General features: G+C 38.2%; 13 protein-coding genes. 1 reads left to right on the forward strand and 12 read right to left on the reverse strand.

Going from position 1 to position 12,335, the window contains the following annotated elements; genetic code table 11:
- Window positions 1-51: 51 nt before the first annotated feature.
- Both ACSLUH_RS06055 and ACSLUH_RS06060 read right to left on the reverse strand, forming a co-directional pair.
- Window positions 52-603: a DUF1415 domain-containing protein gene (locus ACSLUH_RS06055; protein ID WP_448565397.1), complete on the reverse strand. Its 552-nt coding sequence runs from the start codon at window positions 601-603 to the stop codon at window positions 52-54.
- A gap of 10 nt (window positions 604-613) precedes the next feature.
- Entirely contained in the window at window positions 614-2,398 is a 1,785-nt protein-coding gene (locus tag ACSLUH_RS06060) for an ABCB family ABC transporter ATP-binding protein/permease (RefSeq protein ID WP_448565398.1), read from the reverse strand.
- Between the two features lie 116 nt (window positions 2,399-2,514).
- Between ACSLUH_RS06060 and ACSLUH_RS06065 the strand changes: the two genes are divergently transcribed.
- Entirely contained in the window at window positions 2,515-3,039 is a 525-nt protein-coding gene (locus ACSLUH_RS06065) for a DUF2937 family protein (protein WP_448565399.1), read from the forward strand.
- A 106-nt stretch (window positions 3,040-3,145) separates the two neighbouring features.
- On the opposite strand, the gene ACSLUH_RS06070 is transcribed toward ACSLUH_RS06065, so the two are convergent.
- From ACSLUH_RS06070 to infC, 10 genes are all read right to left on the reverse strand, one after another.
- Window positions 3,146-3,442: an integration host factor subunit alpha gene (locus tag ACSLUH_RS06070; protein ID WP_448565400.1), complete on the reverse strand. Its 297-nt coding sequence runs from the start codon at window positions 3,440-3,442 to the stop codon at window positions 3,146-3,148.
- Window positions 3,443-3,445: 3 nt separating this feature from the next.
- Complete coding sequence (gene pheT / locus ACSLUH_RS06075) at window positions 3,446-5,845, reverse strand: phenylalanine--tRNA ligase subunit beta (protein ID WP_448565401.1); 2,400 nt, start codon at window positions 5,843-5,845, stop codon at window positions 3,446-3,448.
- 13 nt (window positions 5,846-5,858) lie between these two features.
- Window positions 5,859-6,842 (reverse strand): phenylalanine--tRNA ligase subunit alpha, encoded by a 984-nt coding sequence (gene pheS, locus ACSLUH_RS06080; RefSeq protein WP_448565468.1) that lies wholly within the window; start codon window positions 6,840-6,842, stop codon window positions 5,859-5,861.
- A 233-nt stretch (window positions 6,843-7,075) separates the two neighbouring features.
- On the reverse strand, window positions 7,076-7,486 hold the full coding sequence (locus ACSLUH_RS06085; protein WP_448565402.1) for a type 2 periplasmic-binding domain-containing protein: 411 nt from the start codon (window positions 7,484-7,486) through the stop codon (window positions 7,076-7,078).
- 11 nt (window positions 7,487-7,497) lie between these two features.
- The gene (locus ACSLUH_RS06090) at window positions 7,498-8,577 is read right to left on the reverse strand and encodes a porin (protein WP_448565403.1); all 1,080 of its coding nucleotides are present in this window, start codon (window positions 8,575-8,577) and stop codon (window positions 7,498-7,500) included.
- 124 nt (window positions 8,578-8,701) lie between these two features.
- Window positions 8,702-9,625: a hypothetical protein gene (locus ACSLUH_RS06095; protein WP_448565404.1), complete on the reverse strand. Its 924-nt coding sequence runs from the start codon at window positions 9,623-9,625 to the stop codon at window positions 8,702-8,704.
- Window positions 9,626-9,843: 218 nt separating this feature from the next.
- Window positions 9,844-10,947: a phosphoribosylaminoimidazolesuccinocarboxamide synthase gene (locus ACSLUH_RS06100; RefSeq protein WP_448565405.1), complete on the reverse strand. Its 1,104-nt coding sequence runs from the start codon at window positions 10,945-10,947 to the stop codon at window positions 9,844-9,846.
- Between the two features lie 68 nt (window positions 10,948-11,015).
- On the reverse strand, window positions 11,016-11,372 hold the full coding sequence (gene rplT / locus ACSLUH_RS06105) for a 50S ribosomal protein L20 (RefSeq protein ID WP_074499380.1): 357 nt from the start codon (window positions 11,370-11,372) through the stop codon (window positions 11,016-11,018).
- Window positions 11,373-11,387: 15 nt separating this feature from the next.
- Window positions 11,388-11,582 (reverse strand): 50S ribosomal protein L35, encoded by a 195-nt coding sequence (gene rpmI / locus ACSLUH_RS06110; RefSeq protein WP_448565406.1) that lies wholly within the window; start codon window positions 11,580-11,582, stop codon window positions 11,388-11,390.
- Between the two features lie 185 nt (window positions 11,583-11,767).
- Window positions 11,768-12,322 (reverse strand): translation initiation factor IF-3, encoded by a 555-nt coding sequence (infC, locus tag ACSLUH_RS06115; RefSeq protein WP_448565407.1) that lies wholly within the window; start codon window positions 12,320-12,322, stop codon window positions 11,768-11,770.
- Between the last annotated feature and the right edge of the window lie 13 nt (window positions 12,323-12,335).

The raw sequence follows: 12,335 nt of genomic DNA on the forward strand, positions 1-12,335 counted from the left end.
CGTTACCGTAAGAGAAAATTTAACTTCGCGATTTGCACAAAACTAAACTCATTATAGGCTCTGAAGAATATTTTGAAAAAACGATGTCCCTTTACTACGAGCAAAGTTAATATTATTTATAGGGATAGTTTCAGGTGCTTTATATAAAGAAAGCACTTTCTCCAGACTTTCTTCACGGATAATATGAATAGTTGGATACGGTGACCGATTAGTAAAATTAGCTGGGTCATCAAATGGTTCGCCTTCAAAGCAATATTCAGGATGGAAGCTAGCCAATTGAAATACGCCTTCATATTCATCGTCTAAAAGCGCTTCATTACACAACTCTACTAGGGTTAAATATCGATAGAAATCATTATAATGCTCAGGAAACAATGCCAGTGTCGTTTCTATTTGCGGGTTATTGCAAAGGTACTGACATTGTTCAATAACTTCATTGACCGCTAATTTCATTTTTTTTGTATCAACAACATGGTAATAAATTCGATTATTCAATAATTCTTTTTTTGCAAAAGGACAAAAATTAAAGCCAACAATCACTTGTTCAATCCAACGTTGAGTTTTAATCACCGCGACATTATTTGGCATATTAGAGAATTGCATAGATAAAACCTTAGTTTTGCTCGGACTGCTGAATTTTCCACATGGTGTAGTAGCGCCCTTTTTTATCGAGTAAATCCGAATGACGACCCTGTTCAACCACTTCACCTTGATGGAGGACAATTATATTATCTGCATCGACAATTGTTGATAACCGATGAGCAATCACTAGACTTGAATGTCCTTTCGCGACTTCTTTAATCGCCTTTAAAATGGCTTGTTCTGAATGGCTATCAAGCGATGACGTTGCTTCGTCAAATACTAATATTTGAGGTGCTTTTAATATCGTCCTTGCAATCGCTACCCGCTGCTTCTCACCACCAGAAAGCTTTAAACCCCTTTCTCCTACAACGGTTTGGTCTCCTTCAGGTAATGCATCTACAAAGCTTCGAAGATGCGCTAAATCTATCGCACGATTAACTTCTTGCGCTGTTGCGAGAGGGTTACCATATTTAACATTTTCAAATAAACTGTCATTAAAAAGCACGGTATCTTGAGGTACTATGCCAATGTGTTGGCGAACACTACTTTGAGTTACCTGATGTATCGCTTTTCCATCAATACAAATTTCCCCTTCACTGACATCATAAAAACGGAACAAGAGTTTAACAAGTGTCGATTTGCCCGACCCACTCTCACCGACAACAGCCACCTTTTGCCCTGGCTTTATCTCAAAAGAAACATCTTTTAAAATACTTCGATTATTTTTATAACCAAAAGAAATGTGGTTAAAACTAACATGGCCTTGAGATATTTCTAGATTAGGCGCATTGTTTTCATCCACTATTTTGGGTTTTCGCTCCAAAAGCGAAAACATCTGCTCGATATTGGCCAGAGAGCCTTTTATTTCACGATAAACAAAGCCGAGAAAGTTCAACGGCATAAATAACTGCATCATAAATGCATTGATCAAAACGAAGTCACCTAATGTCATTTCTTGGTAAGTCACTTTATAAGCGGATAGACCTAACATTAATGTCATTGACAACGAAATAATTAGCGCTTGTCCACCATTTAATGCAAAAAGCGACAAACGATTTTGTATTTTAGCATTTTCCCATTGCTCTAGTTGTTTATCATAAGCATTTACTTCATAAGCCTCGTTAGTAAAATACTTAACCGTTTCATAATTGAGTAGGCTATCTATTGCACGTGTATTGCTTGAAGAATCTGCTTTATTAGCCGCGCGTATAAAGCCAGTTCGCCATTCTGTCGCATAGATTGAGAAAACAACATAAAGAACGATTGAAGATGCCGTGATAATCGCAAACCAAACGCCATAGTTATACCAAAGAATACCGATAACCATGATGATTTCCAATAACGTCGGCACGATATTAAACACCATGAATCGCATTAAAAAGCTGATACCGGATGTGCCTCGATCAATATCTCGTGATAAGCCTCCAGTTTGCCTATCTAAATGAAAATCGAGTTCTAAACGATGTAAATGTTCAAAAACTTGTAGTCCAATGCGTCGTATAGCCCGTTCTGTCACTCGACCAAATAAAGTATCCCTTATTTCTGCAAATAGAATGATAGAGAGTCTTACTAAGCCATAAACGACTACCAATGCAGTGGGTACAATAAAGACGCTGTGTTCTTTATTATGATCAAGCAAATCTACAATATCTTTAATGACAAAAGGCATATAAACACTCGCAAGCTTAGTGGCAATTAGACACAGCAATGCGAGGAATATTCTAGTTTTAAATTCAAATAGATAAGGAATTAACGAAGAAATGACTTGCCAATTAAATGATTGAACTTCATGCTCTGGGTGGTGACTGCGTCGCAAAATGGCCTCGACAAGTGTTACGCGTTAGTTTTATTTTAACACTAAACGCTTTTAGTTTACTCTATATTTAGTGCTAAGTACTTTATAAATAATGGAGATTAGTTCAAACATACGCTATGAAAAATGTTATTACTACCCTAAGTGATAGAATTATTTTTACCTTAAGTTTTATCATCGGATTGCAACTTCCTGCATTTATCAATGCCTATCGCCAACGGTTATCTGGTCATTTAGAAGAAGCAAAATCGCAATTGATGCAATACCAGTTAATAGCAGACCAGCAATATCAAGGCTCACTTGAAAAGCTAGTTACCAGTTTTAAAAACAATAGCGATGCTGCAATCAACAATGTCGGTGGCGTGGTAGAGACAACCTTTAAAGCGGTAGAGTCTTATCAATTACAATTAGCACAACTCAATCATGACAACTACCTTTATCAACTTTTCTACTTTGTTAAAAACGTTAATATCGAAAAAGCGCATGCGACAATGCAAAGCTTTATCCCTTCAATCCCCTTGTCGGCTGAAGCACTTATTACGGGTGCTTGCTTTGCAATAATGACATCTTCTATCTTATTTTTAGGCATACCAATGATAGTTTCGTCATTATTTAAGCGCAAACTTGCCAAAAAACAAACATAAAAAAAGCATGAGTGTAAACTCATGCTTTCTCCTTGCATCTTTTAGGTCACTGATAGACAAAATAACAACCAATGAAGTTATCGGGTAGTTACCCCATTAACAAAGGTTAGTCACCACCATTACCGTCTTCTACGCGGCTTTTCAGCTTTTGCCCCGGCCTAAACGTAACGACGCGACGCGCAGAAATAGGAATGTCTTCACCTGTTTTAGGGTTTCGACCAGGACGTTCACTTTTTTCTCGAAGATCAAAGTTTCCGAACCCGGAAAGTTTGACTTGTTCTCCACTTTCTAAAGTCGAGCGAATCTCTTCAAAGAACATTTCAACCATGTCTTTAGCATCTTTTTTGCTAAGACCTACTTTTTCAAATAAATGTTCTGCTACTTCTGCTTTGGTTAGCGCCATTGCTTAATCCCTCAGTGATGCATTTAATTCAACTTTTAATGTATCGACCACACGATTTACGACATCATTGATGTCTTTTTCTTCAAGGGTTTTTTCTTGATCTTGCAAAATCATGGCTATTGCCAAACTCTTAAAGCCCTGCTCGATACCGTTACCTTGGTATACATCGAACAAGTTTAGATCAACTAAATAATTTCCGCCAACCTTTTCAATGAGTTGTAACACTTTTTTTGCATTAATTTTCTCATCAACGATAACGGCGATATCTCTACGATTTGAAGGAAAGCGTGATATATCGCTGGCTTGAGGAACTTTTCGTGTTGAAATTTCGTCTAACAACAATTCAAAAACTAATGTTCTACCATTAAGCCCTAATTTCCTTTCTAATTCAGGGTGTAAGGTACCAACGTAACCAACTAAGGTGTTATTTTTGTATATTGCTGCCGTTTGACCAGGGTGAAGAGCTGATAATTCTGCAGCAACAAAATCATAGGCACTTGGCTCTGCCGTTAATGCTAAGACCGCCTCGACATCCGCTTTTATATCATAGAAGTCGACACTGGCTTTTTCCATATTCCAGTGCTCTTGCTCACGAGAGCCACTGATAACACCAGATAAAAGCGCTTGTTGTCTTACACCATTCTCTGCGTTTTCATCAGGAATAAAACGAAGTCCGGTTTCAAAAAGTCGTACTCGAGCTTGTTGACGATTTTGATTATAAACAACAGTTTGCAATAGTCCCGTCCACAAACTAACTCGCATCTCCGACATCTCAGACGAAATAGGATGCGGCAGAGTCATTACCGCCTGCTCTGGATGGATCAACCGTTGAATTTTAGGGTCTACAAAGCTATAGGTGATCGCTTCTTGATAACCATTTTCGATCAACGCCTGACGAATTTTGGCTAACGGAAGATTTTCTTCTTTTTGTGCGCGCATCGCCAACGTTGCTTTTGGAGAAATATTGGGAATATTGTTATAGCCAAATATCCGAGCGACCTCTTCTACTAAGTCTTCTTCTATCGAAATATCAAAACGATAAGCCGGTACATCAACTGTCCACACATCGTTTTCAAAAGCGACATCAAAACCTAAACGCGTTAATATATCATTCACCTTAACATCATCAATATGATGACCAATACGGCCATCCAATTTTTCTCGACGTAAGGTTACAGTACGAGCACTTGGGATGTGTTCATCGCTTTTCGCTTCAACGATAGGGCCAGCATTACCGCCAACAATGTCCAATAATAATTGTGTTGCTCGCTCCATCGCATCACGTTGCAACTCTGGGTCAACACCTCGCTCGTAACGGTGAGATGCATCAGTGTGCAAGCCATATTGACGTGCTTTACCTAAGATTGCTAATGGAGAAAAGAACGCGCTTTCTAGAAATATATCTACCGTTTTATCGGTGACGCCTGAATGAAGACCACCAAAAATTCCTGCCATCGCCAACGCTTTTTCATTGTCTGCGATTAATAATGTATCTGCTTTAAGCGTCACTTCGTTTTCATCAAGTAAGACGAGTTTTTCATCAGCTTTAGGAAAACGTACATCGATATCGCCTGAAATAGCCGCTAAATCAAACGCGTGCATTGGGTGACCTAATTCAAGTAATACATAGTTGGTAATATCAACAATAGCGTCTATTGAACGAATACCACTACGTCTTAGCTTTTCGACCATCCATAATGGTGTTTTTGCTTTTACATCTACACCTTTAATCACGCGACCTAGATAGCGAGGACAAGCTTGAGGGGCAGATAAGGTAATATTACGCGTTTCATCGATTGTTGGAGCAACTGCGTTAATAGTAGGCTGACAAACTTCAACACCGTTTAAAACACCTACTTCCCGTGCTAAGCCTTTTATACCGAGACAATCACCGCGGTTTGCTGTTAAATCTACATCAATGGTTACATCCGCTAAGTCAAGGTATTGTTTAATACATTGTCCTACCGGCGCATCTTGAGGTAATTCTAAAATACCATCAGAGCTTTCAGCCATACCTAATTCTGATTCACTACAGAGCATACCATTAGATGGAACGCCGCGAAGTTTTGCTTTTTTAATTTTAAAGTTACCGGGTAAAACCGCACCAACAGTGGCAACGGCAACTTTTAATCCTAAACGACAGTTTTTAGCGCCACAGACAATATCTGCTAGCTCACCATCGTTATGATCAGGCCCTAAATTGACTTTCGTAACTTGCAATTTGTCGGCATCTGGATGAGGACCACACTCGACAACCTCGCCAACGACTACACCCGTAAACTCTTGTGCTACTGGTTCAACAGCATCAACTTCCAGTCCTGCCATAGTGATCTGATGAGCAAGCTCTTCAGACGTATTATTTGGGTTTACCCACTCTCTTAACCAAGATTCACTGAATTTCATACGATTGGCTTTCCTACTTGAACTGTTTTAAGAATCGAAGATCATTTTCAAAAAATGCGCGAAGGTCATTAACGCCGTAACGTAACATGGTAAGGCGCTCGACTCCCATACCAAAAGCAAAGCCAGAATATACTTCAGGGTCAATCCCTACTGCTTTTAAAACATTAGGGTGCACCATACCGCATCCTAACACTTCTAACCATTTGCCGTTCTTACCCATAACGTCGACTTCAGCCGAAGGCTCTGTAAACGGAAAATATGAAGGTCTAAAGCGAATTTCTAAATCTTCCTCAAAAAAGTGGTGCAGAAAATCATGTAAAATGCCTTTCAAGTGAGTAAAACTAACATCTTTGTCGACCATAAGTCCCTCTACTTGGTGGAACATTGGTGTATGAGTCTGATCATAATCATTACGATATACTTTCCCCGGAGAGATAATGCGCAATGGTGGCTTTTCTTTCTCCATAGTTCTTATCTGTACACCAGAGGTTTGCGTACGTAAAACCAACTTTGGATTAAAGTAAAAGGTATCATGATCTTGACGAGCAGGATGGTGCTCAGGAATATTGAGTGCGTCAAAGTTGTGAAAGTCATCTTCAACTTCTGGACCTTGCTTAACCGAAAAACCTAAATCACCAAAAAAACTTTCTATTCGTTCAATAGTACGTGTCACTGGATGAGAGCCACCAGATTGACTGCGACGACCAGGGAGGGTGACGTCGATTGACTCTGCGGCTAACTTTTGTTTGATTTCTTCAGAACGTAATAACTCGCCACGCTCTGTTAATAATTTTTGAACTTTTTGTTTGGCGATATTGATAACTTGGCCAGCTTTAGGCTTTTCTTCTTTCGGTAATTTACTCAAGCCTTTCATTTGCTCTGTAAAGACACCCTTTTTGCCTAAATAGCTAACGCGTACCTGATCTAACTGACTAAGATCGGAAGCTTGCGCTATTTCTTTTTCGGCCTGCAAAATTATTTCGTCTAAATTCATGATTTCCTCTGAAACCGTTTAATTAATGACGGTTTTGGATAGACTGTATAGATTAAAAATGGTCAGTGATTTTACACAAAAAAACAGCGAAAAAGTAGAGTAAATATCGCTTTTTTCAAGAAAATCTATGAATTTCGAAACTTTTAAAATTCAAGCTAACGAAAACATAAAAGCGACAATACCCTAACCAGATATTATCGCTTTTTTTTATTGTTAACCGTTGATTCTAGTTACAGTTAATAAACGCCAATAACTTTAACGCTATCATTAACTTGGCTGGCATCTACATAGCCAATAAAATTGGGATTGCTAGCCACTAGTTGAATAACCTCTTCATTACTCGAAACTTCTTTTGGTGGCGTCCCTTTGCCAGTAAATAATTGCTTTGACCAATAAGCTTTTAACTGGCTAGCTGATTTATTAAGAATTTTTTCATTGAACTCTTCCGTCGATTTATTGCCACTTTCTTGGTTGATAGCAATGATTCCTTCACCATTCTCAAATGACTTAACTTTGCCAACAAAAGCTTTCTTAATAAATGCCTTATCAATTTCATTTCCGTTTGAAGGATGAACAATCACTGCAACTTCAGCTAATGCTGGAAATGCAAATCCTAGCAATAAAACCGGTAATATTTTAAATTTCATGGTTTCATCCTCTAAAAAACTAAATCTACGCCGAACGTCAACGCCCGACCATCACCTGCTACAGCCAACTTAAACGAGTTATCCTCGACCTCGTCAAACTGTAACTTAAAAGCCGCTGAATCGTGAAAATCCCACCGCAACCCAATAAAGGTGGTATTGTGATTTTCACCATCAAATGCATCTTCTTTAAACCTAGAATAACCTATGTAAGGTGTTACACCATCCATTCGATAACCGATGGAAATCATGCCTGTATCAGAGGTATTATCAAGGTTTAATCGATTTAACTCTGTTAACACAAATAACTGTCCAAAATCAGCATTCATTGATAAGCCATAAAACTTACCATCACGCTCGCTTGTGCCATTATCCCATACTTCTTTGTTGCCACTGAAATACCTTTCATTAGTATAGCGCATATGTGTTAATCTGACCTCAAACCAATCATTACTAAAATTAACAACACCACCAATAATATCTTTCCATATTTCTCGGGTTGGCTTTAGGAAGAAGAATTGGCTAAGTAACCTATTATCTTTACTATCTTCTCGGCCAAAATAAATGTTACCCGCTACTGACCAATCTCCAATGGAGCCTTGATAAAGCGCATTAATACCATTGTAATTAAAAATTTGCCAAGTGTAGTTATCAGCAGGCGGGCGCATCCACACATAAGCATAGCCTACGTCATAAAAATCAGAGTAGTAGAATAAAGGCAAGCGCTTTTTACCTGCTTGCAGTGTCCAGCTTTCGTTAATCTCATAAGAAACATAGGCCCATTCAAGTTTGGTTGAAAAATCATCAGCACCTCGTGATACAAATTGCGCGGTTGCTGATAGCCCTTCGGTTAAATCCGCACTAACTTGTAAACCAAATAAGCTTTCCGGTTTAAAAGACCATTGCTCTTCATAAGCAGAAACCAGCGGATAATCGGCTAAAAAGGTAGGAGGAACATCGTATTGTGGTGCGCCGTCACCACTTAATACTCGACCAGCATTAATACTAGCAAAACCAGAGAAGTTTATATCAGCTAATACAGAACATGACACTAATGTCGCCATGGCTATTATTGTTAGTTTTATACACTTCATATTGTCTCCTTTGACAAAAGGTACACTTTCTAAAGGTAGACGAAGGGTTAGAATTTACAAATTTTAGTTATAAGAAAACGAGTTATATCACTCGTTTTTATCAGCAAACTCTCAAAGTATTACTTTAACATCTACGGTTATTTATCAAAAACAGTACCGTTAGTATAAATATCGATAACAAGTTTGGTTCAGGTACGGAAACAATAGATAAATTTCTAGAAAAGATTTCCTGGCTTTCTTTTTCTGTTAAACCTTCTACCCCTAACTGTGTAGTCATTGTGTTTCTAGAATCAACCCAACCGCCATTAAGAGCCCATGCTTGGGAACGCCCCCATAATTGAAACTCATCACCTTGTTCAACATCAAAACTTATCATTAACTCACGATAGTTTATATTTGAATCAATAATATTAACATCATTAACGCTTTGGTATACGTTATATGCGAGGGATTGACCTTGTTCACTAGGAATAAGTTCTCCATCTTTAAATATCATGCCTTTATTAGCACCAATGTGCAGATTATACCAAGAATCAGGATCTGGTCCCCATTGCTCTATTGACATAGAGAAGTCAAAAAGTGCCGAAAAAACAAGCGTTGTTGACTCCCCTTGCCATAAAAATGATTGCCCCGAAAATAAATTAACCGAATTTCTTTCAGATTCTTGAGACCGAACTAAAAAATGAGCTTCAGGCAAAGCAAGTTCGCTATTATCTAAAACAGCGTCCAACCAAATATCACCATCACTGTTCTCTATGTAAGAATTAGTTAAATTTTGCTGGGTGGCCTGATAAGTTGTTTTGATACCAGGTGAACCATTCTCAAAACCTGCTTCCCATTCAGTATTAAATACACAAGCATATTGCTGTGTTTGAAGCGTCATATAATCGCCCCACTTGTCTAGGTAACCTTGAAAATCTTGGGTTACTTCAGGGCAGTACCTTTCGGTGATATTAACACTGGTAGAGCTTTTGAGCAGCCCCGCTATTGCATACGGCTGCATTAAAACGAATGTGGCTGTCGCCAACAGTATATTTTTTAGATACATAGTTTAACTCCATTAGGTTATTTTTATTCTGAAGGACTCCGTAATACCTCTTCAAATAGCCTAGAAGCAAAAAAAACACCAAAAAAAACTAAACGTTAAATATCAATGCATTAGAAAATAACAAAAAAAACAAAACTAGACATATGTAAAATTTATAGACAAATATTGTGGAGGGAAAAATAAAGTACCCTATGAATAGCTTCATAGGGTAAAGATGATTAGTCGATTAACTGATAGTCGTTTTTAAGAATTTCAATTATTTCAGCTTTGGGATTATCACTTAAGTGGATAGTTTGCCCGGTAATTTTTTCAGCGATATCAATATAAGTTTTCGAAACTGACATTAAGACATCTGAGGGTAATTCATTGTTCGCTGCTAACGCAGTTCTTTCCGCCATTCTGTCTTTATTAAGCAAAATATCTGGGTCAGGAAAATGTTTAAGTAACAACTGACGGAAACCTTCTTTTGAGTTTTCAACAACATGACCTAATCGGTATTGTTCGCCGTCCCATATTCTTGATGAATCGGGTGTGCCAACTTCATCCATGTATATTAACTTATCATTTCCGTGTTTATCTTTTACGTAACCAAATTCAAACTTAGTATCGACGAAAATTTGATCAAGAGACGCCAAGGCATTAGAGATGACGTTAAAACCTTCGGTGAGTAACTTTTCGTACAAGCTAATATCTTCAACAGATTTAAAATTAAACGCTTGAAAATTATCTTCTATATTTTTACGAGTAATATTTACATCGTCTGCTTCAGGTACACCAGGAATATTTTTTAAAATACCTTTGGTAGATGGCGTTTGTAACAATTGTGGTAGTTTGCTGTCTTTGGTTAAACCTTCTGGTAATTTAATACCACAAAATTCACGCTCACCTTTTTCATATGCACGCCACATTGAGCCGGTAATATATTGACGACAAATCGCTTCAATCATTACTGGTTGGGCTTTTTGAACAATCCAAACAAAGGGATGTGGTATGTCGAGAATATGGCTATCTGCTAAACCTTGGTCTTTAAATAGCTTGAACCAGTGATTGGAAATAGCATTAAGTGCTGCCCCCTTCCCAGGAACACCTTTCATGCCCCCTTCACCATGCCAGATACAATCAAATGCTGAAATGCGATCACTGATCACCATAATAGCTAATGCCGTATCGTCTGGTACGTCATAAGATTTTTCTTTTATTAAACGTTGGCTATCTTCTTTCGTTAACCAATATACAGAACGAACTTTACCACTGTGAACAGGGCTATCAGTTCTAATTGGTAGGTCATTGTTAACAGATAAAACTTTATCAGCTAGGCTCATATATATATTCTCAAACGTTAAAACAGAAAAGGACGCCTAAGCGCCCCTTCCCTTATAAAATCTCTTGTTTATGCTAAAGAAGCTTGCGCTTTTTCAACTAAAACAGAGAATGCTGCTTTATCGTATACTGCGATGTCAGCTAGGATCTTACGATCGATTTCAATAGAAGCCTTTTTAAGACCATTAATGAAACGGCTGTAAGATAAACCATTTTGACGAGCTGCCGCATTAATACGAGCAATCCAAAGTTGACGGAATTGACGCTTACGTTGACGACGGTCACGATAAGCATATTGGCCAGCTTTAGTTACAGCTTGAAAAGCAACGCGATAAACGCGACTACGAGCACCGTAGTAGCCTTTAGCTTGCTTTAAGATTTTTTTATGAGAACGACGTGCTACAACACCGCGTTTTACTCTTGCCATTGTCGATATCTCCTATTAAGCGTGACGTAAAAGTTTTTTAACTGACTTAACGTCAGAAGCAGCGATCATGCACTTAGCACGTAGATGACGCTTAACCTTAGTACGGCGCTTAGTCAAGATATGACGAAGACCAGCTTGTTTGAACTTGTAGCCAGAAGCTGTTGGCTTAAAGCGCTTTGCAGCACCTTTGTTAGTTTTCATTTTAGGCATTGAATATTACTCCACATTCTCAGCAATAATTTGCATCACTGCTGTTGCCATTTACATTTAGTAATTTAGGCGAAAACAATTTCAAAATAAAATGTTTTACTTTCAAGCCTAAAATTACCCGTTAAAAACAATAATGGTGAGCCATTAACCTAAATTAATGACTACTTGCATAAACCAATTATTGATTATTTTTTAGGTGCTAATACCATCACCATTTGTCGTCCTTCCGCTCTTCTAGGGAAAAACTCAACTGTGGTTAATTCTGCTAAATCTTCTTTAACACGATTTAACAAATCCAACCCCAATTCTTGGTGCGCCATTTCGCGACCTCGGAAGCGTAAAGTTACTTTAACTTTATCGCCATCCTCTAAAAAGCGTTTCAAGCTGCGTAATTTCACTTGATAATCGCCTTCATCTGTACCAGGACGGAATTTAATTTCCTTAACCTGTATTTGTTTCTGCTTTTTGCGTTGTTCTTTCTGTTCCTTAGCTTTTTCGTAGAGGAACTTGCCATAATCCATTATGCGACAAACTGGTGGTTTCGCTGTAGGGCTGATTTCAACTAAATCAACTCCTGCGTCTTCCGCTCTATCCATTGCATCATCTAACGAAACGACGCCAATGGCTTCACCATCTATACCAATTAAACGTACTTCCGTACCCGTAATCAACTCATTTAAACGATGTGCTGGCTCAGTTTGCCCGCCTCTTTGACCATTCTTAATAGTCTGTTCCTCCAAAGAACCAAAAAAC

The organism is Thalassotalea ganghwensis (genome assembly GCF_053485795.1).